The organism is Natrinema limicola JCM 13563, assembly GCF_000337475.1.
Classification (GTDB): domain Archaea; phylum Halobacteriota; class Halobacteria; order Halobacteriales; family Natrialbaceae; genus Natrinema; species Natrinema limicola.
In genome coordinates, this window is record NZ_AOIT01000016.1 from 216074 (window position 1) to 241662 (window position 25589).

Below are 25589 nucleotides of genomic sequence, written 5' to 3' on the forward strand. Positions count from 1 at the left end.
GTGCGGGGCCTAAATCGGTTCGTTCTCGCGGTCGACGGCTAGTCCGTCCGCGGGATCGACCGCGCGCCGAGCGCGAAGGCGACGACAGCGAGTGCGGTGAGGATTCCGAGGTTCGCGAGTGCCGGATCGATGCCGGCGACCGCGGGCGTCGTCGCGTCCGTGTAGGTCGCGGCCCGCACGCCGCGTGCGAAGTAGGTCAGCGGCGAGAGGTTCACCAGCGGTTCGAACCAGCCGGGCAGTTGTGACAGCGAGATGAACGTCTCCGAGAGGAAGAGTAGGGGAAGCCCGATCGCGTTGCTGGCGGCGACCGCACCGTCCTGGGAATCGGTGTAGCTGCCGAGCATCGCGCCGACGCCACAGAAACAGATGACGCCGATCAGGATGTACGGTACCAACAGCGGAGAGAACGCGATTTGTGCGCCGGTCAGCAAGATCACCAGCCCGAGGATGAGCAGGCTCGCCAATCCGATAATCGCGGCGTTGACCGCCGTCTGGGCGAGCAGCCACTCCCCTCGAGTCAGCGGCGTCGTCGCGAGTTTCTCGAACCGGCTCCCCTCGCGGTGGCGTGCGACCTCGCTGCCCATCCGCGACAGCGGCGTAAAGAGGACGACGACCGCGAGATAGCCCGGAACGTAGTAGGCCGCCGGCTCCGTGAACAGTCCCTCTCCCGTCGGATCGGTGCGGATCAGTGCGCCGAAGATAACGATCAAGATCACCGGGAAGAAGAACGTGAAGAAGACCGCCGTCCGTCGACGGACAAAGGATCGCCAGCCGGCGCTCGTCTCGGCTCCGACGCGCCCCATCCGACTCATGCGGTCTCACCCGCCTGTGCGAGGTCTGCGGCTCCGCTCTCGCTCTCGAGGCGATCCGTTCGCTCGCGTTCGGTCGCGTCGGCCAGCGCGAGATAAACGTCCTCGAGGTCGGGTTCAGCCCACGAGAGCTCGGTGTACGCAATGTCGTGTGTCTCGAGGTAGTCGACGACGCTCCCGATCGAAGCAGGGTCGATATCGCGGACGACGACCGCGTTGTCGGGGGTTCGGCCCCGACCGTGTTCCGGTCGGTCGACCGGATGCTCGAGGTCGGCAAAGGCGTCAGGATCCGCTTCTGTCTCGATGGTGAGCCGACTCGAGCCGCCGTGATCCCGAACGAGGTCCGCAGGCGTGCCCTGGGCGACGAGCGAGCCGTCGGCGAGCAGGCCGACGCGGTCGGCGAGTCGCTCGGCTTCGGCCATGTCGTGGGTCGTCAACACGACTGTCGTCCCGGCGTCGGCGAGGTCCTCGATAAGCCGCCAGACGGTGCGCCGACCGGCGGGGTCGATACCGGTCGTCGGCTCGTCGAGAAAGAGCAGATCGGGGTCGTTGACCAGCGCAGAGCCGACGCAGGCTCGGCGCTGCTGGCCGCCCGAAAGGTCCTCGTACCAGGTGTCGCCGGCGTCGACGAGGCCGACATCCGCGAGGACGTCGTCGGGATCGCGCGCGTCGTCGTAGAGGCCGGCGTAGTACGCGAGCAGTTCGCGAGCGCTGAGCCGGCCCGGCGGTGAGAACTCCTGTGGTAACACGCCGAGCCGGTCGCGATTGACGGCTGCTGGTGATGCGCCGAGGATTCGCGCACTGCCGCTGTCGGGTTCGGTCGTCCCCGTCAGCGCGCGGACGAGCGTCGTCTTCCCGGCCCCGTTCGGCCCGATCAGTGCGAAGACCTCGCCGCGTGCAACCGACAGCGAGGCCCGTGACAGGGCGACGGTCTCGCCGTAGGTCTTCTCGAGATCCGTTGCTTCGACTACGGCTTCCATAGGGGTCGGTTCCCACGCATCGCGGGTAAGGGGTTCGATTCGGCCGGCCGCGAGGGTCGGCGCGAGCGACGCGAGCACGAACCCCGCTCTTGCCGTCGCAGGCTCAACCGTTACTGGCCGGACTGTGGTACTGCCTCGAGAATGCCCCAGCTCGGATATACCCTCTCGAGCGAAGAGTTCGGCCCGACGGAACTGGTCGATATCGCCCGTCGCGCCGAGAAGGCTGGCTTCGATTTCGTCTCGATCTCGGATCACTTCCACCCATGGGTCTCGGCACAGGGGGAGTCGCCGTTCGTCTGGTCGACACTCGGCGGGATCGCGACGGTAACCGACGAGATCGAGGTCGGCGTCGGCGTCACCTGTCCGACGACCCGCATCCATCCGGTCAACGTCGCCCACGCCGTCGCGACCGTCGACGAGATGCTCGGCGATCGCTTTACGTTCGGCGTCGGCACCGGCGAGAACCTGAACGAACACGTCACCGGCGAACGCTGGCCCGAACACGACGTCCGCCTCGCAAAACTCGACGAGGCGATAGATGTCATGCGCAACCTCTGGACCGGCGAGACGACGAGCCACCACGGCACCCACTACACTGTCGAGAACGCCCGACTCTACACCGTCCCCGACGATCAGCCGGCGGTGATCGGGAGCGCGTTCGGATCGCAGACGGCCCGGTGGGTCGCCGACAACACGGACGGGCTCTGGTGTTCCGGCCCTACATCGGGGCCAGTCGAGGCCTACGAAGACGCCGACGGCGACGGACCGAAATACACCCAGCTACACGGCTGCTACGCTGACAGCGAGAACGAGGCGATCGACACGATCTACGAGCGGTGGCCCAACGGATCGCTCCCGGGCGAACTCGGCCAGGAGTTGTCGACGCCGGCCCACTTCGAGCAGGCAGCGCAGCTGGTCGAGCGAGAAGACATCGCCGAAAGCGGGACGACGACCGAGCCGGACCCGCAGGCCCATATCGACAGCATCGAGGCGGCGATCGATGCCGGCTACGACCACGTGTACTACCACCAGATCGGCCCGGAGCAAGCGAGGGCACTCGAGTTCTACGAGGAGGAGGTGTTGCCGTCGTTCTAGGTTGCAACCGCGACGAACTGGTTGATCGCCTCGTCGCTGCCTGCGACGATCAGCGTATCGTCCTCTCGGATGATAAACTCCGGCCCGAGATCGGTCAGCAACTCGTCGCCGCGTTCGGCCGCGACGACGGTACACCCTGTCCGCGCCCGTAGATCGACGTCTCCGAGGCTTCGGTCGACGAGTTCCGGTGCGGCCGTCCGGACGAGCTCGAACTGCGTCTCCGGCGTGAGGACCTCTTCGTCTTCGATCAGCACTGACGCGAGCATCCGGCCGGTCACCGTCGACAACGAGAGGACGTACTCCGCACCGGCCCGGTAGAACTTCGGAATGTTCTCGGTTTCGTTCGCTCGGACGATGATCTCGATGCTGGGCGCGATCTGTTTGATGACCAGCGTGGCATAGATCGACGCTGCATCGTCGTCGAGGGTCAGCACGACCGAGCGGCCGTCGGTGACACCCGCCGTCTCGAGGACCGGTTCGTCGGTGACGCTGCCAACGATATCGACCCCATCGGCGTCGACGGTATCGATCGTGAACGTGGTGATTCCCTCATCGGCTAGCGTTTCCACCGCGGCTTGGCCGACGACGCCGTAGCCGCCGACGACCACGCGTTCCGGGCGGCGCTGCAGGGTCGACACCGTTCGCGATTTCAGTTCCGTGAGGTCGTCACGACGGCCCGCGACGAGCAAGATCGTGTTGTCGTCGATCACGTCGTCGGGGCCGGGAACGGGGACGAACTCGCCGTTGAACCACGCGCCGATGACAGTGATTCCCATGCGATCGCGGATGCCCGACTCGGGAATCGTCTGGCCGACGAGGTCGCTGTGTGCCTGGACGAGCAACTCGGTCAGCGTAAAGTCCTCGCTGAGTTCGATCGTGTCTTGAAGCTCGGTTGAGACTGCCGTCGTCGCCTTCGTCGCGAGGCTCTGGCCGAGCACCCGTCGCGGGCGGACGATCTCGTCGGCTCCGGCGTAGCGGTGGTAGCTCGCGACGTCCGCGTCCTCGACGACGCTGACGATCGTTAACTCGCTCGAGAGTTCCCGAGCGGTGAGGATCACCATCGCGTTGGTCTCGTCGTCGATGTCGGTAACGAGCGCACGGGCGTCGGTGGCGTTTGCCGCACGAAGCGTCTCCGCCTGATCGAGTTCGCCGTAGATGGCGTCGATGCCGTCGCGATCGAGTTCGACGACGAGTTCGGGATCGTCGTCGATGAAGACGTAGGGCACGTTCGCCGCCTCGAGTTCCGCTGCGAGCACGTCCGATCGCGGCGTGTGCGAGCAGATGACGACGTGATTGGTGAGGTCGGTGGACTCGGGCGGCCGGTCCTCGAGCGCCTGCTGGAACAGCGGGACGACGAGCAGCGGCAGTGCAAGGAAGACGAGCAGGACGCCAGTGAGGTTCATCGCGATCACCATCAGGTTCGTCGGGGTGCTCTGCCAGTCGGCTGAATCGCCGCCGAAGCCGGCGGTCGTCAGCGCTTCAATCACGAACTGAAGTGCCTCGAAGTACGACATATTCACCCCCTCGAAGGCGGCCATTCCGGCCTGATAGATGCCGGCATAGACGAACACGAGGACGAAAACGGCCACTAGTGAGAGCGCGATCCGACGCCACCAGTAATTCATCACCGGGTTGTGACCGTCGAGCGATTTGTAACTTCGGAAAGAACGCCTCGAGCGTCTTCGGACGGTTCACTAGCGGGCGATCACCGCTTCCAAACCCGTTTTGGCAGTTGCGACCGAATCCGCCCCCATGGAGTACACTACGCTTGGCAACACGGGCACGGCCGTCTCACAACTCTGTTTCGGTACTTGGCGCTTCGGTCGCGAGACCGGCGGCATCGTCGAAACAGACCGTGACGAGGCCCACGAGCTTCTCGATGCCGCCTGGGACCACGGAATCAACTTCATCGACACGGCCAACGTCTACGGCGACCCCGACGGGACCAGCGAGGAGTGGATCGGCGAGTGGCTCGCAGACCACGACCGCGAGGACTTCGTCATCGCCTCGAAGGTCTACTTCCCATTCGACGGCTGGGGTGAACCCGGGCCGAACGACTCCGGGCTCGGACGCAAGCACATCCGCGCCCAGATCGAGGGAACCTTAGAGCGACTGGGAACCGACTACCTCGATCTGTACTACATCCACCGCTGGGACGACGACACCCCCATCGAAGAGACCCTGCGGACGCTCACCGACCTCGTCCGCGAGGGCAAAGTCAACCATCTGGGGGCCTCGAGCATGGCTGCCTGGAAACTCACCAAAGCCCTGTGGGAAAGCGATGTGGAGGGCCTCGAGCGCTTCGACGTGACCCAGCCGATGTTCAACGCGGCCGATACGGACGACGTCGGCGACTACCTCGACGTCTGTGCGGACCAGGATCTCGCGGTCTGTCCGTACTCGCCGCTTGCCGGTGGCTTCCTCACCGGCAAATACGAGCGCGCCGAGGACGGCACCGTCGTCGCGCCGGACGGCTCGCGGGCCAGCCTCACCGACCTGTTCGAGGATCGCTATACGAGCGCGACGGCCTGGGAGGTCCTCGAGGCTGTCGAGTCGGTTGCGGACGACCTCGATGCCACCCCTGCGCAGGTCTCCCTGCGATGGCTGATGGATCAGGACCGCTTTACCTGCGTGCCGATCGTCGGCGCACGCACGCCGGCCCAACTCGAAGAAAACGTCGGCGCGGTCGACCTCGAGCTCAGCAACGAGCAGTTCGACCGGATCGACGACGCTCGCGGTGGGGACGACGACGGCTATCGCTGAGTTCGCCGAGCGTTGCGACCCCGTCACGCGAGATTCGGTTCTGAACGTGAATACGAGAGACGCCAGTGGCATACGAATCTCGTCGATTGGCGTCGAATCGGCGGTTTGTCGACGGCCAGATGTCGGTGTCATACGGACTCCTGTCAGTCAGTTCCGGTGGGACCGCGACCGCCCTGCGGGTGCACCGGTAAATCGGTACAGCAGACCGTATCAGTCTCCCGTCGAATACGATGTGGATTCGTTCTCGGACGAACTCGTCGCTGATCCGAACCGCGGGCGGAACACGCGCCAGACGACGCTCGGGTGGAGCAGACTGGTTGCCGACCGTTCCAGTCGGAACACGTGGAAGAACGCCTCGGTTAGGGTGCCATCGTCGTGGGCTCGCCGGAGGAGGCGAGCGACGTACTTGTTGAAGAGGTCAGTGCCGAACGGTTTCGGTCCCGTCGTCCGATCAAACACGAAATCCTTTCCGACGGCGATTCTCCACGCCTCGTCGATGATCGCGTCCGTCCGGCGGAAGAACCGCGGTCCAAGGCCTGCAAGTCCGGCGGCGAGTTCGTGATGAAGCGCAAGCGCGTCCAGCGCCGCAACCGACATCCCCTGCCCGTAGATGGGATTGAAGCTAGCGATTGCGTCGCCCGTGACGACCAAGCCCTTCGGGAACCGGTCGAGAGAACTGTAGTATCGCCGAACGCTAGCGGGGAACGGATAGCGCGTACTCTCCGAGACCCACTCCTGTTCGCGGAGTCGACGGCCGATTTCGTCCCGCGGTAACGCCTCGGCCCACTCGATAAACGTCTCGCGGTCAGCAGGGGCTTGCTCACCGTGGAGCCCCTGAAGAAGTACCTCCCACTGGCCGTCCTCGATGGGAAGCATCGCTGCACCTCGTGGCCGGTGGGGCTCCGGTGCGATGAGGACGCCACCCCGAACGTCCGGCGGCCGCTCGATCCGGACAGTGCTGTAGGTGACGTCGATCTCGACCGTGTCGACGTCGGGTACTGGATACCCGTGTGTCTCGAGCCACGTCGGGGTCCGACTCTGTCGGCCAGTCGCGTCGACCACGAGCGTTGCCTCGAGTGTGGTCTCTTGTCCATCCTCGTCGCGGAACCGCACCCCCGTCATTCGCTCCGTCTCGGCGTCGTGCTCGTAGCCGAGAACGTGACACCCCCCGCGTAACTGTACCTCGCTGAACTCCCGGAGTCGCTCGCGGATGACGTGCTCGAAGAGGGGTCGGCTCGCATAGAGGGCGGGCAGGTCGGCAGCCGCTTCCGTGACGGCCCCTCCCTGGTCGTACCACACGAAGTCTTTGGTCATATCGAGCTGTAGCCCGCCGGCGGACTGAACCGCGTTCCCGAACCCCGGAAAGAAGTCCTCGAGCGTCGTCCGCCCGGCTTCGAGCAGCGCGTGTGGCTGGCTCGTCTGTGGCGCCCCCTCGCGAGCCGCCGGCGTGCTGGGGAACGCGTCGCGTTCGAGTACCACGATCTCGACGAACGAATCGCAGAGAACCCGTGCCGCACAGAGCCCCGCCACGCTCCCACCGACGACGACCGCCCGCTGGCCGAGAGATGGCGCTCGTCGCTCGTCGTATCGGGCGATGTTCGCCAGCGTCATTCGATCGTACTAGAAGTAATGACTGATACCGGATAGTAGCTCTGGAACGATCGCCGTCGGATCGGAGACGATTATAGTAGCCACTGAAAGTCAATGTACACCTGATCGCACGGCTGCGTTGCGATCAGTGTGCAAATCGTTTCAGTGGCTACTATAGAACCGTTCCTGAGTCATGGTCCGCTGCTCCCGTCTACCGTGGATCGCCAGCCATCGGCTCGAGCCTCACGCGATACTCGGTCAGGTTCTCGTAGCCGTCCGCGGTGACGACGATCAGGTCTTCGATACGGACGCCGCCGACGTTCGGATCGTAGAGGCCGGGTTCGATCGAGATCACGTGGCCCGGCTGCAGTTCACCGCCGGCCGGTGAGACGCTTGGCTGTTCGTGGACATCGAGGCCAACGCCGTGGCCGGTGCTGTGGATAAAGCCGGTCTCGGTGGTTGGATCACTCCGCAGCGTCGCGTAGCCTGCGTCCTCGATCACATCGCAGGCCGCGCCGTGGACGTCAGCGCCAGTGACGCCAGCCTCGACGGCCTCGAGGGCGGCATCGTAGGCCTCGCGTGTGACCTCGTAGCGCCGACGGGCCGCCGCGCCGGGATCGCCGCGGGCGAACGTGCGGGTCATGTCGGCGTGGTAGCCCGTCTCCTTGTCCCGGGGGAAGATATCGATCACGATCAGCTCGTCGGCCGCGAGCGGCCCGCTGCCCCGGTCGTGGGGATCCGCGGCGTCAGCCCCGCAAGCGACGATCGTATCGTCCAACGAACAGCCGTGGCGCAACAGGGTGATTTCGATCTCCTCTGTGACGCGTTCGCTGGTGAGCGGGTCGCCGTCGTGGACGAGGATTCCGTCCTCGATGTCGGCGGTGGCGATCAGTTCCTCTGCGCGGGCCATCGCAGCCTCGTTGGCCCGCTGGCTCGCCCGGATCTGCTCGAGCTCCCAGTCGGTTTTCGTCGCGCGGATGTCAGTCACGATCCCCTCGGATTCGACCGTCACCGTGAAGTCGTGTTCGCGGAGGCCGTCGGCGGTTCCCGTCGGAAACGTCCGTGGCACGGCGATCGCGTCGACGTCGTGATCCGCGAGAAAGGCCGCGATCGTCCGAATCCGACCCTCGTACTGGCCGTGTTCGGCGACCAGTTGCTGGTAGTCGTAGGCGGCCCGTCGAGTGACCGAGTCCGCGTTCGCTTCGGCGCTTGCGCGGCCGTACTCGAGTCCGGAGACGAGCAGGTGAACCCCATCGTCCGTGACGAGCGTCTGGTATGGGTCCGGCGCGGTAAACCCCGAGACGTACCGCTGGTCCGAATCCGAGGCGTCATCGTCGATCAGGTAGCCATCAAGCCCGTTGGCTGCGAGAAACTCCCGAAGTGCAGCGAGATCGGCATCGACGTTCATGACTGAACGTGTGAGAGCCGCGCACAAAACACCGGGGGTCACGGCCATCGTCGACCGATCGAACCCACACACTTATCATTAGAGATGGTAATCTCCCGCGTATGAATCGTCGGCGGCTCCTCGCTGTGGGGGCCACGGCTGCACTTGCCGGCTGTGTGAGCTATCCGGGTGACGACGAGCCGCCCGGAACTGAGCCCCCCGAAAGCGAAACCCTCGTTCGCGACGCTATCGAGACGCGCCGCCACATGACCAACCTGCAGGCCCGTCGGACCATGACGGTCGAAACGCCCGCCGAGACCGTCGAGCGAACGGAACGTATCGCACGCAAACCGCCGGCCAAACAGCGCATCGAGGTCCTCGAGTCGACCGATCCAGATATCCCAGCCGGCGCTGTGACCGTAACCAACCGAGCCACGACGTGGGAGTACAATCCGTCGACGGCGATCGTCGACAAACAGCATCATCCGAACAAGGTCGATACCGATCGGACACGGCTCGTTCTCGAGAGCCTCCTCGAGAAGTCCCGTCTCGGCTACGAAGGGGTCGAAACTGTCGACGGCCGCGAGGCACACGTTATCGAGACGAAGCCGCCGGTCGACGACATCGGGCCGACAGTCGATCTCGTCGTCGGCGAGACGACCTTCGTCGTCCCACTCCGGATGACCGGCGATCCCGATGCGATGGATGTCTCCCGGACCGTCTGGATCGACAAGGAGTATCGATATCCAATCAAGGAGCGAAATACAGTCGAGATTGACGGCGAGATTCGCCACGAACTCACCGTCACGTACGAGGACCTCGCCATCAATGAGGGGCTCGAGCCGGGGACGTTCACGTACCACCCACCGAACGACGCGACCGTCGTCACCGACGGGCGCAAGCCGTTGGGCGTCTTCGAGTCGCGAGCGGCTGCCGAAGCCGTCGCTCCGTATAACTTGCCGGAGCCAGCAGTCCCAGAGTCGTATCTCCTCGATCGGGTCACTGTCGTCGAGAAGGCCGACCGGTTCGGGACGACGACGACGCTGTGGTACAACGATCCGAACGTGGTCGCACGCGAACTCTACGTGGCCGTCCGGGAAGTCCAGCGGTTCAGCCCCGACGCTCTCGAGGAGATCGAGATCGACGGCCACACGGCCTACCGTCGCGATGGACGGATTCAGAGCGTGTTCTGGACCTGTGATGACGTGAGCTACGAGATCTCGAGTCTCACCGACGACACACCGCTACTCGAGATCGCGTCGTCGATCGGCTGTCCCTGATACTGTCGGACAGAACTATTTGAAGATCGCTCGCTCAGACTCGGCCGTCACCGCCGGCAACAGCCGGTTTTCGTGAGCGACTTCTCACTGACTGCTGTCTGACAGTATGAGTAAGCGACGGAACTGACCTGCAGTAATATGTGACCGAAGGGACAACTAGTCGCGGAATGGAGAAGACGAACGAATCGACCGTCAACTGGAAGACGTACGACCCCGACGAGACGACGTTCCGGCGGAAAGAACTCTCGAGCGCCGTCGATGCAGCCGACCTCGGCTGTAGCCTGTATGAACTCCCGCCAGCCATGCACTCGTGGCCCGATCACTACCACACGGCCAACGAGGAGGCGCTCTACGTCCTATCGGGTGACGGAAAAACTCAAAACCGAATCCGGCCTCGTAGAGCTGACGGCCGGCGATTACGTCACGCTCCCGGCGAACGAAAGTGGTGGGAACCGAGTCCTCAACGACAGCGAGAGACCACTTCGATATCTCGCGATTTCAACGATGAACGAACCGGACGTCACCGTCTATCCGGAGATGGACAAGTTCGGCGTCTTCATCGGCTCGCCGCCGGGCGGCCGCGGTGAACGGACGCTCGAGGGCTACTACCACATCGACGACAAGACCGACTACTGGGACGCGTGACGATGATGTCGGTTCTCCAAAGAATTATATCCCACATATGACTTTGTGTTTTCATGAGGGTAGTGAACAAATCTGATGCACCGGCACTCACTCGCAACGACGGACTAGTCTCTCACATCCTCCACTCACAACACGAGGTTTCGGAGACCGAGCTGACGATTACCTGGGTCGATGTCGAACCGGGAGCATGCCAAGTGACCCACGAACACGACCCGGAACAGGTCTACGTCATCCTTTCGGGAACCGGCATCATGACCGTCGGTGATGAGGAACGGCCCGTCACGGCCGGCGATCTCGTGCATATCCCGGCGAACACCGAACACGGTCTCGAGAACACCGGCGATCGAACGCTCGAGTACGTCTCCGCTGCAACGCCGGCGTTTCCGGCGGCCGAAGTCGACGAGTTCTACGAGCAGTAGCCGACAGGCTCGTGAGACGTCGATAGGCTTTTTCGGAGGCCCTGCGAAACACCCTCATGATGGATGACGTTACGAGCAGGGTGATGGGTCGATGACAGGCGTTCGTGAGTGGCTACAGACTGCCCGCGAAGAGCGGTGGGGAATGCTGACGGATCTAGTGTTTGCGATCCTCTGGGTGACAGGGGTGGATCTCATCGTTCGTCTCCTCGATGGACCGGACTGGGCCCGCTATATGTTCATGGCCGCGGGCATCATCGCGTACTTCGGCCTCATCTGGAGTGTCGAAGCTGCGAAACAAAAGCAGTAATGACCGCCCCCGGTTGCAGTCGGTAGCAATACCAGACGGGTTTTGTCAGAGCGGAGTCCCCTCCGACTACGATTTTGGGTCGGCTATCAAGAGCTGTCTCCACTGATTGCTGAGGGCATCCGGTTCAGTCGACTGGACAGAACAGGTTTCACATCGGCAGTGACCGGACTCCCACTCCGCTCAGTTCGGCCGGGTCCGAATTGACAGCCAAAGAACTGTTTTGGTCGCCACTGGAAGAATTGCAGTCGAATAAAACCGTGAAAAACGCTGCGTCTATGCCGAGTCGCGGCTATCGACGACCATCACTGGTGCCGTCACGCTACGAAGCGTTCGTTCAGCAACGCTGCCGAGCAGTGCGCGCTTGATACCGGAACGGCCGTGCGTTCCCATGACGACGAGGTCGATGTCGTTGTCCTCGACGTAGTCCTCGATCAGTGAGTGAGGTCTGCCCGCCGAGACGTGCTCGACGGTCTCGAGGCCGTGTTCACCGGCGCGGTCGGCGACGAAGCCGGTGGCGCTGTCGGCACGGTCTTTGATCTCGGTCATCTCGCCGAAGTGACCCTGTTCGATACGATCGAGCTGCTCAGCCCCGAGACTGAGACTCATCGAGTCGGTATCGACCACGTACAGGGCGTGTACGTCGGCCCCATACTTTTCGGCGAGGTCGACTGCGTGCTCGACCGCCGCTTCGGACGTTTCGCTGCCGTCTGTCGGAACGAGTATTTTCTCGTACATTGTCTTAGTCGTCGAGGGGTTCGCCGCCGTCGGTCACGACGTCTTCTGCAGACTGCTGCTGGCCCATCGGTTCGGGGCTGTGACACTGTCGGACCATCTTCTTGGTCTCGAGCGACGGTTCGTCAGTCATCACGGAGACGATGATGGTGACGGCGAAGACGACCGGAACGCCGACGAGTGCCGAGCCGATCGCCGGCAGCCACTGTGCGAGTGCGGCCACGTACGGCTCACCGTTGCCGATGTACGTGGGCAAGACCTCGTTGATCATCGGGATGAACCAAATGGTCAGGCCAGTGAGCATCCCGGCGAGTGCGCCCTGACGGTTCGTGTTCTCCCACCAGAGACCGAGGAAGAACATCGGGAACAGCACCGTGCCGGCCAGCGAGAACGCGTAGGACACCAGTGCACCGATCGGTGCCGCGGGGTCGAGTGCAGCCAGCGTGGTCAGGACGCCCAGGGCAACGATGCCCAGCCGACCGACGAGAATCTGCTGGCGCTGCGTCGCGTCCTCATTGATGAGGTTCACGTAGATGTCGTGGGAGACCGCCGAGGAGCCGGTGATGAACAGCCCGGCAGTCGTCGCGATCGCAGCGGCGATCCCGCCGGCGGCCACGAAGCCGACGAACCACTGTGGGAGGTTCGCGAACTGTGCGGCGACCACGACGAGAACGTCGGCAGTTGCTGCGGACATGCCGCCTTCTGCGGCGTACGTCGTGGCAGTGTTGGGGTTCACGTCGAACAGCCGCACACCGAACGCCGTGTACGCCGGCGCACCGAGGTACAGCAGGAGGATGAAGAACAGCCCGGTCACGGTCGACCAGCGGGCAGTTCGTTCGTTTTCAACCGTGTAGAAGCGGACCAGGACGTGGGGGAGCCCGCAGGTCCCGACGACCAGCGAGAAACACGTCGCGATCCAGAGGTACGGGCTGGCGGTTGCGAACGGTTCGCTGAACTCGGTGCCGAGTTCACTGATCAGCATCCCGTATTCGATCTGCGGGAGCACCGTCGAGTAGCCCTGCGTCCAGCCGACCACGTACATGCCGGCCAGGAAGGCACCGATAAGGATGACGTACTGGACGGCCATGTTCTTGGTCGCCCCCATCATGCCCGAGAGGGTGAGGTAGAGGACCGTAATGGTCATCATGACGATGACCATCGCCTGGTAGCCGCTGAGCCCGGCGAAGCCGATGTCGCCGAAGATGTACAGACCGACAAGGGCCATCCCGCGGGCCTGCCCGATCGCGTAGACGAACGCGATCAGGAACGCCGTGACTGCTGCGATGCCACGTGCAGTGTCAGAGTTGAATCGGTCGCCGACGAAGTCCGGTGCGGTGTACTTCCCGAACCGGCGCATCTGTGCGGCCATGAAGATGAGCAGGATAAAGTATCCCGTCGTCCAGCCGACGACGAAGGCAAGTCCGTAAAAGCCCGAGAGGGCGATCAGCGCTGCCATCCCGAGGTAGGATGCGGCCGACATCCAGTTGGCCCCGATCGCCATCCCGTTCTCGATGTTCCCGATCGACCGGCCCGCGACCCACATGTCCTCCGTGTCGGCCACGCGGAACACGAAGCCGATCAGGAGGAAGACCGCAAGCATCCCCAAAACGAGGACAGCCGGTGCAAGTTTGAACGAGACGTCCATTCCCTGCGGGAGCAGGCCCGACTGCAGGAGGGTTCCAGTGCCCGTCATTGGTCGACACCTCCGTCAGTGGCCGCGGCGTCTTCGGCGCTGCCGGCCGTTCCCGTCGGCTCCGAGTGGTCGATGCCGTACTTCGCGTCCAGCTGATCGCGCTTGCGGGCGTACCACGCCGAGAGGACCAGCGCACCGGATGGGGCACAGAAGGCCACCAGGAAGTAATGCAGTGGGAACTCGATGACCGGAATCGGCGAGGTCATCACGCCCGGTGCCACGATCGTTGCGAACACAGGGCCGAACACGAGGACCAACCAGGCGATAAAGCCGGTCCAGATCACACGCAGGTGATCGCGCATGAACGGCGTACTCGGGTTCAGCAGGTTGATCTCCGCACTGAGGTAGTCGGTATTTCGGTGGGACTGGCCTGGTTGTCCGGCCACCCCCCCGTCCGTTTCGATCTGTTTGTCAGTCGAATCGTGGCTGTTATTATCTGGCATATTATGACGAATCGTGTTGTTGACTTGTTTGTTATCTTAAAAAGATAGGGGTTAGTTAGTCGGTCGAGACCTGCTCCGCGATGTCGTCGACGACATCCGGGTTACGCAGCGTCGAGGTGTTCCCGAGCTCGTTACCGCTCGCGATGTCCTCGAGCAGGCGGCGCATGATTTTGCCCGAGCGCGTCTTGGGCAGTTCGTGCGTAAAGACGATCTCCTCTGGCTTGGCGATCGGGCCGATGGAGTCGAGGATGGCCTCGGCGGCTCGTTCCTCGAGTTCCGCGCTACCCTCGTAGCCGTCTTCGGGGATGGCGTAGACGTAGACGGCCTCGCCTTTGACCTCGTGGTCGCCGCCGACGACGGCGGCTTCGGCGACGCCTTCGACGCCGACGACGGCCGACTCGATCTCCATCGTGCCCAGCCGGTGACCGGAGACGTTGATCACGTCGTCGACCCGGCCGAGGATGGTGATGTAGTCGTCCTCGTCGATCTTCGCGCCGTCTTCGGGGAAGTAGACCCACTCGTCGGCCTCCGCATCGGAGTACTCATTCCAGTACTCGTTGATGAAGCGTTCGTCGTTGTCGTACAGCGTCCGGAGCATGCCGGGCCACGGGTTGTTGACCGTGACGTAGCCGGCCTGCCCGGCGTCGACTTCCTCGCCGTTGGCGTCGACGACCTGTGCGTCGATGCCTGGCAGCGGCGGCCCGGCGGAGCCGGGTTTCATCTCGCAGACGCCCGGCAGCGTCGTGATCATCATGCCCCCGGTCTCGGTCTGCCACCAGGTGTCGACGATCGGACACTCCTCGTTGCCGATGTGTTTGTAGTACCACTTCCACGCGCGTGGGTTGATCGGCTCGCCGACGGTCCCGAGCAGGCGTAGGCTCGAGAGGTCGTGTTGGGCGGGGTACTCCTCGCCCCATTTCATGAACGCGCGGATCGCGGTCGGTGCGGTGTAGAAGATGTCGACCTCGTTTTTCTCGACGATCTCCCACATACGGTCCTTGTCGGGGTAGTCCGGCGTGCCCTCGTACATGACGCTGGTGGTGCCCAGCGCGAGTGGCCCGTAGACGATGTAGGAGTGGCCCGTGATCCAGCCGATGTCGGCCGAACACCAGTAGGTGTCGTCGGCCTCGATGTCGAGGACGGCGTGGCTCGTCCAGGCGCTATAGGCGAGATAGCCGCCGGTGGTGTGTTTGACACCCTTCGGCTGGCCGGTCGTGCCCGAGGTGTACATCAGGAACAGCATGTCCTCGGAATCGCGCGCGACCGGTTCGACCGTCGATCCCTCGTACTCGGCGACGAGGTCGTCGTAGTCGTGCTGGTTGTCCGCGAGCTCGTGGTCGAGATCGTCGCCCAGTCGGTCGACGACCACGACGTCGGAGACCTCGTGCTCGACGCCCTCGAGGCCCTCGTTGGTCTTCGAGATGTGATCGAGCGCGTCCCCGCGGCGGTAGTAGCCGTCGCAGGTGATGAGGTACTCGCTGTCGGCCGAGTTCATCCGGGTCGCAAGCGCGTCCGCCGAGAAGCCGGCGAAGACGACGCTGTGGGGAGCGCCGATGCGGGCACACGCCAGCATCGCAATCGGCAGCTCCGGAATCATCGGCATGTACAGCGTGACGATGTCGTCCTCTTCGACGCCGAGGCCGCGCAGCATCGCGGCGGTGTCTTCGACTTCGTCCAGCAGTTCCTCGTAGGTGTAGGTGCGCGTCTCGCCGAGTTCGCCTTCCCACTCGATCGCGACGTTGTCGCCGGCGCCGTCCTCTACGTGCCGGTCGAGACAGTTGTACGAGGCGTTGATCTCGCCGTTGGTAAACCACTCGTAGAACGGTGCGTCGCTGTCGTCGAGGACAGCGTCGTACTCTTCATCCCACGAGAGGAGATCGGCCGCACGCTCCCAGCAGCCCGGCCAGTTCTCCTCGAACTCCTCGTAGATCCCAGGGTCAGTGATGTTTGCCTGCTCGACGAACGACTCGGGCGGCTCGAACGTGTCCTGCTCCGCGAGTCGTGCCTCGAGATCGGCATTGTCCTGTGACATGGTACACCCAGTCAATTATCGACTACCATAGTAAAGGCGGCCTCTAGTTGTGCAAAATCGACCCGCTACTCGCGGGGTATCAGGGGGAATCGTGGCTATCTGAGGGGGAAAGAGGCAGCTCTCACACGCGAAAAACGGGGTGAAATCGGTGGTGCGACGAGTCACTCGATGTCAAGCTGCCATCTCGTGCGTGCCAGTCGGTACCAGACCGAGCGTCAGCGATACCGAATCGAACGACGGATCTAGAGACTTAGTCTCAAATCGACCAGTACGCGCCAACGCCTCCCACCACAGTCGCGCGATCCCGAACTGCCGGCAGTGTCTCGTGAACGGACGGTCTAACCGTCCGGATCGTCCAAGAACGTTCGAAGCAACTCGTGTTGGCCCTTTCGCAGGTGATTGTGCAGCGTGGGTGAGGAGACACCCATCGCGTCCGCGACCTCCTCGGCCGTGCTCTCTCTGGGCCAGTCGTAGTAGCCGCCGAAATACGCCGCGCGAAGCGCTGCCTCCTGGCGATCAGTCAAGCGGTCCTCGAGGCCTTCCCTGAACTCGCGGGCAGTCTGGACGGTGCGTTCGGTCTCGCGTTTCCCGACCAGTTCGGAGTCCGGAAACACGGATCGAAGGCCGTCGAGGATCGTCCGAATATCAGCGTCGACTGCACAGTCGCCGGTAATCGTCCCCGTGCCGTCCTCGAAGACCGCCTCGCGGACGGTAACGCCGTACTCCGTCAGTGTGACGATCGGACAGGAGCCGTCGATGACGAACTCGACGCGCCAGCCGTCCTCGTCGGTTTCGACCAGCCGACAGTCGTCGATACCGGGATCGTCCTCGGCGAGTTCGAAGACGTCGGCCGGTGACGCCCCCTCCAGACGGACGTAGTAGAGCTGAGTCGACTCGTCGATCGGGACCAGCGAATCGAGTTCGAAGCGACAGTCGAGCTGTTGTGACGTGTCGACGAAAAACGACCGTTCGTCGCGACAGACAACCTCGAGTTCCGTCACGCGGTCGGACAACAGGAGGTTTCGCCGGCGGATGGCGGCGATCGCGTAGCCGACGTGCCGACCGATCGTCGAGAGCCAGGCCCGCTCGTCGTCGTCGAACGCCCCTGGACGCTCGGTCGCGACCGAGAGCAGCCCGTAGACGGTATCGCCGTAGGCAAGCGGCACGCGTGCGACGGCTCCCTCGAACGTGTCGTCCTCGAGCGATGCCGTCACGTCGGTTGCGACGAGGACCGTCCGGTCGCCGGCCTGGGCCGCCGTCGCCGAATCCGCGCCGTCGGGACCGGTGGCTGGCTCGTTGTCCCATTCCTCAGGGAGGACGCGCTCGACCGCGTCAGGCTCGAGCCCGCTGGATGCACGCCACTCCCGACGGTGGTCCGACATCGTTGCGCGGTCGATCCACGCGAACTCGTAGGCCGTGCCGTCGGTGAGGGCGGTACAAGTCGACGTTTCGATCTCTTCGTGATCAGTTGAATCCAGTAACGCGTGCGTAACGTCTCGATGACGGCGCGCGACCGCGTACAGTCGGTCGAGTTCGTCTCGCTTTTCGCGAGCGGTCGCGAGTTCCTCGTGAGCGACCGTGACGTCGCGGACGAAGACGGCAAACCCCCGGTGACGGCCCTGATCGTCCCGCAGCGGCGAGATAACTTCGGTCGCACGGAACTGTGAGCCGTCCTTGTGGACGCGCCACCCCTCGGTCTCGGTACCGGACTCTTCGATAGCCGTCGACAGCGTTCGTTCGGGCGCGCCGTCTTCGACAGCGGCGTCGGGATAGAACGTCGAGACGTGCGTACCGACGATCTCGCCGGCCCGATAGCCGAACATGGCTGCCGCGCTGCGATTCCAGCGCTCGACGTAGCCGTCTGCATCGAGCCGAAGCAACGCGTACCGATCGCTCGCCGCCAGTAAGAGGCGAATGACGCTGTCGTCGCCGATCACTGGCCCCGACTGGCCGCCGGATCGGTCGTGTCCGGGGCCCGACGGCCGCTCGACGGCGTCGAAGGCGTCGACGATTTCGGTGTCGGTCGGCTCTGGTAAATAGGACTCGAGGGCCTCGAAACTGCGCCAGCCGCCCGCTGTCTTGACGACGCGGGGATTGACGTCGTGTTCGACCAAGGCAGTGTGGGCGAAGTACTGCCGGAGATCGCTCGTCGAGAGGTCGGCGAGGCCAGGGTCATTAAACAGCTCGCTTGCCCGCTCGGCGACGTCAGAGACCAACATCTGCAGCCGGCGGGGTGTCACCGAGAAAATACGGTCATCGGTCGAGAGCCCGTTGCTCCGTGCGTATCGCCGGAGTTCGCGTTCGACACGCGTCGGCAGATACGCGGTTCGATCCCGCCCACCGTCCTCGGTCGGAACCCGGACGAGATACCGCGGTGGATCGATTCGTACCTGCTCGATGTCATCGATCGTGAGCCGCGTGAGTTCCGCCGGCCGGAGGCCGACGTCGGCACAGAGGCGGATCACCAGCGCCTCGCGGTAGGTCTCGGCAGCGTCGAGAAGCGACTCGTACTCCTGGCTCCTGAGTACCGCCCCCATCCCCTGCTCGAGGCTCATAGTTCGGTCCTTTTAGTTTCGCGAACATAATTGTATCGCCTCTTCCCGGCGTTCGTGAGGAGTAATCGAGATCGGTCAGAGATTCCGACCCGAATTGATTTCGGACTATCTGAGTTTGCGAAACGTTACTGGCCGGAGTGGCTGCCGTCCCCGACCTCGGCCTGAATCTCACCGACGATCTCGGGATTCCGGAGTGCGCTCGTGTCCCCGAGCTCCTCGCCGTTGGCGACGTCCTCGAGCAGGCGGCGCATGATCTTGCCCGAGCGGGTCTTTGGCAGTTCCGGCGTGAAGATCACCTCGGCGGGACGGGCGATCGGGCCGATCGCTGCCTCGATGCTCTCGAGGATGGCAGACCGGATGCTCGCATCCGGCTCGCGCTCGCGTTCGGTGCTGACATAGGCGTAGATCTCGGTGTTGCCGGTCTCGTTCGAGCGACCGACGACGGCGGCCTCGGCGACGCCATCGACGTCGGCGATCGCGCCCTCGATCTCCATCGTGCCGAGCCGATGGCCGGAGACGTTGATGACGTCGTCGACGCGGCCGAGGACAGTGATGTAGCCGTCCTCGTCGATCCGGGCCGTGTCGCCGCTGAAGTAGCGCCACTCGTCGGCATCGGGATCGGAAAAGCGCTGCCAGTACTCGGTGACGAACCGCTCGTCGCCGTCGTACAGTGTCCGGGCCATCCCCGGCCACGGACGAGCGATCGTGAGATAGCCGGTTTCGCCGGGTTCAACCGCCTCTCCTTGGGAGTCGATCACGCGAGCGTCGATTCCCGGCAGCGGCGGGCCGGCCGAGCCGGGTTTCATCTCGTCGACGCCCGGCAGCGTCGAGATCGCTACTGCGCCGGTTTCGGTCTGCCACCACGTATCGACGACGGGACAATCGCCGCCGCCGATATGCTCGCGGTACCAGTTCCAGGGGCGTGGACTGATCGGCTCGCCAACGGTACCGAGCAACCGCAGCGAGGAGAGATCGTGTCGGCCAGGATAATCAGAGCCCCATTTCATGAACGCGCGGACCGCCGTCGGCGCGGTGTAGAAGACGTCGACGGCGTTGCGATCGACGATCTCCCAGAGTCGATCACGGTCGGGATAGTCGGGCGTCCCTTCGTACATGACCGTCGTCGTCCCGAGCGCAAGCGGCCCGTAGACGATGTAGGAGTGGCCCGTAATCCAGCCGATGTCGGCCGCACACCAGTAGGTATCCTCGGGTTTGATATCGAGGACCGCATGGCTCGTCCACGCGACGTGGGCGAGATAGCCGCCCGTGGAGTGAACGACGCCTTTCGGCTGGCCAGTCGTCCCCGAGGTATACATCAGAAACAGCATATCTTCGGCGTTGCGTGACACCGGCTCGACCGTCTCGCCGGCAAACTCGTCACACAGCTCGTGGTAGTCCCACTCGTCGTCGCCGAGAACGTGTGGCATATCGTCGCCGAGGCGGTCGACGACGACTGTCCGAACGTCCTGCTCGAGGCCGATGCGAGCGTTGTCGGCCTTGCTCTTCTGGTTGAAGGCGTCGCCGCGCCGATAATAGCCGTCGCAGGTGATCAGGAACTCGCTGTTTGCGGCGTCCATCCGCGTCGCGAGCGCGTCCGCAGAGAGGCCGGCGAAGACGACGCTGTGAGGGGCACCGATCCGGGCACACGCCAACATCGCGATCGGCAGTTCGGGGATCATCGGCAGATAGATCGTCACGACATCGTCCTCTTCGACACCCAGCTCGCGCAGCGCTGCTGCGAACTCGTTGACTTCGACGTAGAGGTCCTGATAGGTGTAGGTCCGGCGCTCGCCTTGCTTGCCCTCCCAGCGTATCGCGGCGTGATTTTTCCGACCCGACTCGAGATGGCGGTCCAGACAGTTGTAAGCGGCGTTCAGTCGGCCATCGGCAAACCAGCGGTAGAAGGGAGCGTCGTCGTCCTCGAGGACGGTGTCGTAGGGGTCGTCCCATGAGAGGAGGTCGGCCGCACGCGTCCAGCAGTCCGGCCAGTTCGTCTCGAAGCGCTCGTGAATCGCCGGATCAGCGACGTTCGCCTGCTCGACGAACGAGTCGGGAGGACTGAGGGTGGAGCCTGACGGTGTCGAGGTCTCGTGGCTCCGCCCGTTTCGTTCGACCATGTATCGTTCGAAACGTGGTCGGTCAGAGGAATAAACGTTCCTCTGGACCACCGCACAGTGAGACGCGCCGTTGCAATCACTGAAACGGTCGGGTGAATCGTGTCCGGCCCACGGCAGGGCGACCGAGTGCCGTTGGGCTCAGAATCCGTCCAGAGTGGAATCGATATCCGAGCGGTCATCTGCATCGGCTTCGTCGCCGGGTTCGCGGACGACGTAGACGTCGTACCGCTGGTCGCTTGCGACCGGACTGCCGACGCTCGACTGGGGAGCGATGACCGAGCCCGCGTTTTCGGAACCGATAAAGACGACCGACGCCTCGAGGTCGCCGGCGACCCGTCGGATCTCGCGGACGACGTTCGTCGTCGATGTCGCGGTCGGCTCGTCGGAACTGACTCGCTCGGAGCGGACGGTCGCTTCCGGTGCGACCTCGTTGGCGCGGGTCTGCATACCCGCGGCGATCGTCTCCGGGTCGAACGGTTCGCCCTGCGTGATCCAGCCGCGATCCCGTGCGTACTCCTCGTCGTCCGGAATGACCGTCAGGACGACGACTTCCTCGTCGAGAAGATCACCGAACGTGGAGGCGCGCTCGAGTGCGTTCATGGCCAACTCCGACCCGTCGAAGGGAACGAGCAATGACATAGGGGTATGTCATACGACAGCGGACGTAAATGTTCTCCCTCCAGCAAACGGGGACTCGATTTCGAGTACTGTCTGACACTCATACGGCCTGCTGTCACTGTGTCCCGGCACACCCACAGCCCGTCATGCGGGTGTGCCGGAACTGACGTCCAGTCGCCCGTATCACTGGTCCCGGGCATCGTCGTCACCGACGACCAGTACCGTCCGATCGGCGACCCTGACGACCCTATCGATGGTGCTGCCAAGCAGTGCCCCCTTGAGCGACGAGCGGCCCCGGGCACCGACGACGATCACGTCGATGTCGTTCTCGCTTGCGTACGCGAGAATCTCTTCGTGGGGGACGCCGGTCCGAACCGCCGTCTCGACGGCCACGTCGGCGTCAGCCGCTTTCGATTCGACCGTCTCGAGCCAGTCCCCGGCCCGCTTGCGAAGGTGTTGCAGGGCCTCGTCGGGATCGACGATCCCCGTGTCGTAGTCGGTCCGGTCGTCAGCGACGGCGATACCGTACAGTGGCGAGTCGAACTGCGCTGCGAGCGCGAGCGCGTAGTCGACCGCAGTCGTCGCCGTCTCGCTGCCGTCAGTTGCGACCAGAATCGAATCGTACATACGTGGTGATAGGTGCCCCCGCGAGAAAGGGCTGTGGCTCCGACCAGGTATCGAACGACTGCTCGAGGCGATATCGAACCAACGGTCCCGACAGTCCGATCAGTTTGCGTCGGTCGAAACGGCGTCTAACTCGTCCCGGGCGATCCCCCGCGCCGCCGTTGCCTTCACCGAGGCGACGATCGATCGGCCGGGCTCGAGTTCTAGGGTCTCGACGCTCTGGCGGGTGACAAGCGCCACGAGTTCTGGCGGTTCGGCTCCATCGCTGTTTGTGTCACGCTCGAGTTCGATTCCCACCCGCACGACGGCAGCACCGGTATCGAGCCACGTGATGGTACCCGAAAACCGGTTGCGGACGCTGGTTCCCTCGGGCCGTGGCACCTCACTAGGCGCATGCAGACTGACCGCATCGGAACGGATCGTCACGGCCACGCGTGCGGCGTCGGCCGGGGCGACCGCCAGTACCGCACCGACGGACGTCTCGACGGTTGCGAGTTCGCCGTCACGATCGACGACCGGTCCCGACAGGGCCGTTTCATCGACGCGCGCGACGCCCTCGTAGGCCGCGACCAGCCGATCGAACCGCACCAGCAGCTCTCGTGCCGTCTCCGTCAGGGAACTCCCACCACCGTCGGCACCCCCGCGAGTCCGCTCGACCAGCGGGCCGATCGACTGCTCGAGCGCCACCACCCGCTGCTGGAGGCGCGGATAGGATCGCTCGAGGGCGTCTGCCGCACCCGACAGCGAGCCACAATCGTCGATCGCGCGCAACATCTCGACGTCGCTTCGATCGACGGTCACGTCGTCGATCCGTAGGTAGGGGTCGAACGCTTTTTCCATGATCTCAGTCGGCGGCGCTCCGCTCACGGAGGTGTTCGCGGTCAGGCGGGAAGTTCGTTATCATCGTACAACAGATCGCCGCGGACGAACCGCGCGGTTCGCTCGTCTCGCGGCTTCTCAAAGACCTGGCCCGGCGGGCCGACCTCGACCAGTTCCCCTTCGAGCAGGACGGCGACGCGATCCGAAATCCGCTCGGCCTGATGCATGTCGTGGGTCGCGAGCAAGACGCCGTGATCGCGCTCGCGGGAGCGCTCGATCGCCCGCTCGAGGATGGCCGTGTTTCGCGGGTCGAGATCCGACGTCGGTTCGTCAAGCACCAGCACTTCGGGCTCCACTGCGAGCGCGCGGGCAAACGACACCCGCTGTGCTTCGCCGCCGGACAGCGACGCCGGATCGCGATCCCACGCGTCACGGAGCCCGACCAGTTCGAGGGCCTCGAGTGTCCGTTCATCGACGGCCGGCGAGCCAGTAAACCGGCGAGGGAGGAGTCGTTCGAGGAATCCTCGAATCCGCCGCGGCCACGGCCACCGAACCCGTCGTCCGATATCGACGTTACGCGCAACCGGCGCGTCGAACAGGCTTGCCTGCTGGAAGACCATGCCGATCCGGCGACGGATCACGAGTCGGTCGTCCCGTGACAGCGCCCAGGGGTCGGTCCCGTCGTAGCGAATCGTGCCGCCGGTCGGCTGCTCGAACAGGGCAGCCAGCCGCAACAGCGTCGTCTTGCCGGCCCCCGAGGGGCCGATAATCGTCATGATTTCGCCTGACTCGAGCGCAAGCGAGATCTCCGTCAGGATTTCGGTGCCGTCGACGCCGTAGGAGACGTCCTCGAGTGCGAGGTTCATCGGCTGGTCACCTCTGTGTCGATCGGTCGCAGTCGTCTCGAGGAGCGGTCGTTCGTCCGTCTCATAGTTATCGACCACCGAGTCGCATGACGATTCCGTTGACGAGCAAGACGAGGACGATCAAGACGGCACCGAGTGCCAGCGCCGTCTCGAACTCGCCCCGGCGCGTCTCGAACGTGATTGCGGTCGTGATGGTGCGGGTTTTCGACGTACCGTCGGCGTAGGCAATGTTCCCGCCGACGATGAGGACAGATCCGACTTCGCTGATCGCCCGTCCGAAGCCGGCGAGGATTCCAGTTATAACGCCGTAACGCGCCTCTTTGAGCGTGATAAGCGCCACATCAGTACGGGTCCCACCCACCCCGTAGGCGGTATCGCGAACCGCGTCGTCGACACTCTCGACTGCCGAAAGCGCGACGCCCGTGATCACCGGCGCGGCGAGGATACACTGCGAGATGATCATCGCCTCCGGCGTATAGACGAGGTCCAGCGATCCGAGCGGGCCGTCGGTCGAAATAAATAGCAGGACGAACAGTCCGACGGCAACGCTTGGAAAGCCCATTCCCGTATTGATGATCGCCGTTACGAGGCGCTTGCCAGGGAAGTCGGCGAAGCCGATGAGGAACGCGATCGGCAGGCTCACCAGCGTACTCACGAAGATGGCGGTCAGACTCACCGTCAGCGAGACGCGAATGACACTCCGAAGATAGTTCGGTTCGGTGATCAGTTCGAATGGCATCAGTTGGTACCCCGTCCGTGTGGCTGGTCTGTGAACGCGGCGATCACTCGCCGCCCGAATCCGGCTGCCATCCCTCGGGGACGTACTGTTGGAAATCCGGATCTTCCGCCTCCGGGAAGAACAACTGCTGGCCGTTCGCAGTGTAGTTCGCGATGAGCGCCTGTCCCTCGGGGCTGGTAAAGAAGCCGATGTAGGCCATCGCGAGTTGGTAGTTGACGTTGTCGTGGATCTCGGGGTTGACCGCCATGATCCCGTAGGGATTCGCGAGCAGTTCCGGCCCACCCTCGATCGGACCCTGAAGGAGGATCTCGAGGTCGAAGTTGTCCCGCATCGAGAGGAAGGTTCCCCGGTCAGCGAGTGTGTACGCGCTCGACTCGTCCGCGATCATCAGCGTGTCGCCCATGCCGTCACCGGTCTCCTGATACCACTCGCCGCCAGGTTCGCTGCTGGCTTCGGCCCAGATACCCATCTCCTTGGTGTGGGTTCCGGAGTCGTCGCCGCGGGAGACGAACGTCGCCTGCGCGTCGGCGATGGCCTCGAGCGCGGCCGTCGCCTGTCCGGTGTCGTCCACGCCCGCCGGATCGTCGCTCGGGCCGACGACCACGAAGTCGTTGAACATCAGATCCCGCCGGTTGACACCGTAGCCGTCCCGCATGAACTCGTCTTCTTGTGAGCGTGCGTGGACGAGGATCACGTCGGCATGTCCGTCTCGAGCCGACTGGATCGCTTGCCCCGTCCCTTGTGCGTTTGGCGCGACTTGCACCCCGAATCGATCCTGAAACTTGGCGTTGATCTCGTCGAGCAGTCCCGTGTCGTACGTGCTCGTGGTCGTCGCAAGCGCGAGTTCCGCTCCAGCGATCGACCCCTCGCTGGCGTCGTTGCTGCTATTCAGACAGCCCGCAACGGCCGCAGCGATCCCAGTCGCACCTGCCCCTAAGAACGCTCGGCGCCGATATTCCATATCGGAAACAACGATGGATCGCAGTTGTATAAACATTGGGGGCACAAATGGTTACATCGTTCGCTCGAGCGCTCGATTTGAGGAGAAAGGTAACGGCTTCTGGTTACGGCACGCT

The 25589-nt window shown here is 63.9% G+C and carries 22 protein-coding genes and 1 pseudogene; 6 read left to right on the forward strand and 17 right to left on the reverse strand.

Features of this window, described 5'->3' with window-relative positions; translation table 11 throughout:
- Positions 1 to 38: 38 nt before the first annotated feature.
- Together C476_RS02910 and C476_RS02915 are read right to left on the reverse strand one after the other, a co-directional pair.
- The gene (locus C476_RS02910; protein WP_008009681.1) at positions 39 to 812 is read right to left on the reverse strand and encodes an ABC transporter permease; all 774 of its coding nucleotides are present in this window, start codon (positions 810 to 812) and stop codon (positions 39 to 41) included.
- Positions 809 to 1789: an ABC transporter ATP-binding protein gene (locus C476_RS02915; RefSeq protein WP_008009683.1), complete on the reverse strand. Its 981-nt coding sequence runs from the start codon at positions 1787 to 1789 to the stop codon at positions 809 to 811. Before C476_RS02915 ends, C476_RS02910 begins: the two co-directional genes overlap by 4 nt.
- Before the next feature lie 141 nt (positions 1790 to 1930).
- Here C476_RS02915 and C476_RS02920 point away from each other — a divergent pair, with 141 nt between their 5' ends.
- A complete protein-coding gene (locus C476_RS02920) occupies positions 1931 to 2884 on the forward strand; it encodes a TIGR03557 family F420-dependent LLM class oxidoreductase (RefSeq protein WP_008009684.1) in 954 nt (317 codons plus the stop codon).
- Here C476_RS02920 and C476_RS02925 read toward each other — a convergent pair.
- A complete protein-coding gene (locus C476_RS02925; RefSeq protein ID WP_008009687.1) occupies positions 2881 to 4509 on the reverse strand; it encodes a potassium channel family protein in 1629 nt (542 codons plus the stop codon). The genes C476_RS02920 and C476_RS02925 overlap by 4 nt on opposite strands.
- 127 nt (positions 4510 to 4636) lie before the next feature.
- Here C476_RS02925 and C476_RS02930 point away from each other — a divergent pair, with 127 nt between their 5' ends.
- Positions 4637 to 5647, forward strand: coding sequence for an aldo/keto reductase (locus C476_RS02930; RefSeq protein ID WP_008009688.1), 1011 nt, complete (start codon positions 4637 to 4639; stop codon positions 5645 to 5647).
- A 210-nt stretch (positions 5648 to 5857) separates the two neighbouring features.
- Here C476_RS02930 and C476_RS02935 read toward each other — a convergent pair whose 3' ends face one another.
- Both C476_RS02935 and C476_RS02940 read right to left on the reverse strand, forming a co-directional pair.
- Positions 5858 to 7258, reverse strand: coding sequence for an FAD-dependent oxidoreductase (locus C476_RS02935; protein WP_008009690.1), 1401 nt, complete (start codon positions 7256 to 7258; stop codon positions 5858 to 5860).
- A gap of 190 nt (positions 7259 to 7448) precedes the next feature.
- Positions 7449 to 8645, reverse strand: a complete 1197-nt coding sequence (locus C476_RS02940; protein WP_008009693.1) for a M24 family metallopeptidase — start codon at positions 8643 to 8645, stop codon at positions 7449 to 7451.
- Between the two features lie 101 nt (positions 8646 to 8746).
- On the opposite strand from C476_RS02940, the gene C476_RS02945 reads away from it, so the two are divergent.
- The 4 genes and pseudogenes from C476_RS02945 (at position 8747) to C476_RS02960 (ending at position 11275) form a co-directional block, all read left to right on the forward strand.
- The gene (locus tag C476_RS02945; RefSeq protein ID WP_008009695.1) at positions 8747 to 9904 is read left to right on the forward strand and encodes a LolA family protein; all 1158 of its coding nucleotides are present in this window, start codon (positions 8747 to 8749) and stop codon (positions 9902 to 9904) included.
- 167 nt (positions 9905 to 10071) lie between these two features.
- A pseudogene (locus tag C476_RS02950) lies at positions 10072 to 10549 on the forward strand (cupin domain-containing protein).
- Between the two features lie 53 nt (positions 10550 to 10602).
- On the forward strand, positions 10603 to 10968 hold the full coding sequence (locus tag C476_RS02955; protein WP_083857018.1) for a cupin domain-containing protein: 366 nt from the start codon (positions 10603 to 10605) through the stop codon (positions 10966 to 10968).
- 91 nt (positions 10969 to 11059) lie between these two features.
- Complete coding sequence (locus C476_RS02960) at positions 11060 to 11275, forward strand: hypothetical protein (protein WP_008009700.1); 216 nt, start codon at positions 11060 to 11062, stop codon at positions 11273 to 11275.
- Positions 11276 to 11548: 273 nt separating this feature from the next.
- On the opposite strand, the gene C476_RS02965 is transcribed toward C476_RS02960, so the two are convergent.
- From C476_RS02965 to C476_RS03020, 12 genes are all read right to left on the reverse strand, one after another.
- Positions 11549 to 12010 (reverse strand): universal stress protein, encoded by a 462-nt coding sequence (locus C476_RS02965; protein ID WP_008009701.1) that lies wholly within the window; start codon positions 12008 to 12010, stop codon positions 11549 to 11551.
- Between the two features lie 4 nt (positions 12011 to 12014).
- Complete coding sequence (locus tag C476_RS02970; RefSeq protein WP_008009703.1) at positions 12015 to 13700, reverse strand: sodium:solute symporter family transporter; 1686 nt, start codon at positions 13698 to 13700, stop codon at positions 12015 to 12017.
- A complete protein-coding gene (locus C476_RS02975) occupies positions 13697 to 14143 on the reverse strand; it encodes a DUF4212 domain-containing protein (protein ID WP_008009705.1) in 447 nt (148 codons plus the stop codon). Before C476_RS02975 ends, C476_RS02970 begins: the two co-directional genes overlap by 4 nt.
- A 55-nt stretch (positions 14144 to 14198) precedes the next feature.
- Positions 14199 to 16175 (reverse strand): acetate--CoA ligase, encoded by a 1977-nt coding sequence (gene acs / locus C476_RS02980; RefSeq protein ID WP_008009706.1) that lies wholly within the window; start codon positions 16173 to 16175, stop codon positions 14199 to 14201.
- A gap of 338 nt (positions 16176 to 16513) precedes the next feature.
- The gene (locus C476_RS02985) at positions 16514 to 18730 is read right to left on the reverse strand and encodes a bacterio-opsin activator domain-containing protein (RefSeq protein ID WP_008009708.1); all 2217 of its coding nucleotides are present in this window, start codon (positions 18728 to 18730) and stop codon (positions 16514 to 16516) included.
- Between the two features lie 125 nt (positions 18731 to 18855).
- Positions 18856 to 20847 (reverse strand): acetate--CoA ligase, encoded by a 1992-nt coding sequence (gene acs / locus C476_RS02990; RefSeq protein WP_008009709.1) that lies wholly within the window; start codon positions 20845 to 20847, stop codon positions 18856 to 18858.
- Between the two features lie 138 nt (positions 20848 to 20985).
- Complete coding sequence (locus tag C476_RS02995; protein ID WP_049911551.1) at positions 20986 to 21486, reverse strand: universal stress protein; 501 nt, start codon at positions 21484 to 21486, stop codon at positions 20986 to 20988.
- Positions 21487 to 21648: 162 nt separating this feature from the next.
- Positions 21649 to 22092, reverse strand: coding sequence for a universal stress protein (locus C476_RS03000; protein ID WP_008009713.1), 444 nt, complete (start codon positions 22090 to 22092; stop codon positions 21649 to 21651).
- A 99-nt stretch (positions 22093 to 22191) separates the two neighbouring features.
- The gene (locus C476_RS03005) at positions 22192 to 22929 is read right to left on the reverse strand and encodes a TOBE domain-containing protein (RefSeq protein ID WP_008009715.1); all 738 of its coding nucleotides are present in this window, start codon (positions 22927 to 22929) and stop codon (positions 22192 to 22194) included.
- Positions 22930 to 22970: 41 nt separating this feature from the next.
- The gene (locus C476_RS03010; protein ID WP_049911568.1) at positions 22971 to 23774 is read right to left on the reverse strand and encodes an ATP-binding cassette domain-containing protein; all 804 of its coding nucleotides are present in this window, start codon (positions 23772 to 23774) and stop codon (positions 22971 to 22973) included.
- 67 nt (positions 23775 to 23841) lie between these two features.
- Positions 23842 to 24513, reverse strand: coding sequence for an ABC transporter permease (locus tag C476_RS03015; RefSeq protein ID WP_008009721.1), 672 nt, complete (start codon positions 24511 to 24513; stop codon positions 23842 to 23844).
- 43 nt (positions 24514 to 24556) lie between these two features.
- Positions 24557 to 25474, reverse strand: coding sequence for a substrate-binding domain-containing protein (locus tag C476_RS03020; RefSeq protein ID WP_008009723.1), 918 nt, complete (start codon positions 25472 to 25474; stop codon positions 24557 to 24559).
- Positions 25475 to 25589: the final 115 nt, after the last annotated feature.

Coding starts and splice junctions, on each gene's coding strand:
- C476_RS02945 (WP_008009695.1), top strand. CDS start 8,747: ATGAATCGTCGGCGGCTCCTCGCTGTGGGGGCCACGGCTGCACTTGCC.
- C476_RS03005 (WP_008009715.1), bottom strand. CDS start 22,929: ATGGAAAAAGCGTTCGACCCCTACCTACGGATCGACGACGTGACCGTC.
- C476_RS02970 (WP_008009703.1), bottom strand. CDS start 13,700: ATGACGGGCACTGGAACCCTCCTGCAGTCGGGCCTGCTCCCGCAGGGA.
- C476_RS02995 (WP_049911551.1), bottom strand. CDS start 21,486: ATGTCATTGCTCGTTCCCTTCGACGGGTCGGAGTTGGCCATGAACGCA.
- C476_RS03000 (WP_008009713.1), bottom strand. CDS start 22,092: ATGTACGATTCGATTCTGGTCGCAACTGACGGCAGCGAGACGGCGACG.
- C476_RS03015 (WP_008009721.1), bottom strand. CDS start 24,513: ATGCCATTCGAACTGATCACCGAACCGAACTATCTTCGGAGTGTCATT.
- C476_RS02930 (WP_008009688.1), top strand. CDS start 4,637: ATGGAGTACACTACGCTTGGCAACACGGGCACGGCCGTCTCACAACTC.
- C476_RS02910 (WP_008009681.1), bottom strand. CDS start 812: ATGAGTCGGATGGGGCGCGTCGGAGCCGAGACGAGCGCCGGCTGGCGA.
- C476_RS03010 (WP_049911568.1), bottom strand. CDS start 23,774: ATGAACCTCGCACTCGAGGACGTCTCCTACGGCGTCGACGGCACCGAA.
- C476_RS02935 (WP_008009690.1), bottom strand. CDS start 7,258: ATGACGCTGGCGAACATCGCCCGATACGACGAGCGACGAGCGCCATCT.
- C476_RS02965 (WP_008009701.1), bottom strand. CDS start 12,010: ATGTACGAGAAAATACTCGTTCCGACAGACGGCAGCGAAACGTCCGAA.
- acs (WP_008009706.1), bottom strand. CDS start 16,175: ATGTCACAGGACAATGCCGATCTCGAGGCACGACTCGCGGAGCAGGAC.
- C476_RS02940 (WP_008009693.1), bottom strand. CDS start 8,645: ATGAACGTCGATGCCGATCTCGCTGCACTTCGGGAGTTTCTCGCAGCC.
- C476_RS03020 (WP_008009723.1), bottom strand. CDS start 25,474: ATGGAATATCGGCGCCGAGCGTTCTTAGGGGCAGGTGCGACTGGGATC.
- acs (WP_008009709.1), bottom strand. CDS start 20,847: ATGGTCGAACGAAACGGGCGGAGCCACGAGACCTCGACACCGTCAGGC.
- C476_RS02955 (WP_083857018.1), top strand. CDS start 10,603: ATGAGGGTAGTGAACAAATCTGATGCACCGGCACTCACTCGCAACGAC.
- C476_RS02915 (WP_008009683.1), bottom strand. CDS start 1,789: ATGGAAGCCGTAGTCGAAGCAACGGATCTCGAGAAGACCTACGGCGAG.
- C476_RS02985 (WP_008009708.1), bottom strand. CDS start 18,730: ATGAGCCTCGAGCAGGGGATGGGGGCGGTACTCAGGAGCCAGGAGTAC.
- C476_RS02960 (WP_008009700.1), top strand. CDS start 11,060: ATGACAGGCGTTCGTGAGTGGCTACAGACTGCCCGCGAAGAGCGGTGG.
- C476_RS02920 (WP_008009684.1), top strand. CDS start 1,931: ATGCCCCAGCTCGGATATACCCTCTCGAGCGAAGAGTTCGGCCCGACG.
- C476_RS02975 (WP_008009705.1), bottom strand. CDS start 14,143: ATGCCAGATAATAACAGCCACGATTCGACTGACAAACAGATCGAAACG.
- C476_RS02925 (WP_008009687.1), bottom strand. CDS start 4,509: ATGAATTACTGGTGGCGTCGGATCGCGCTCTCACTAGTGGCCGTTTTC.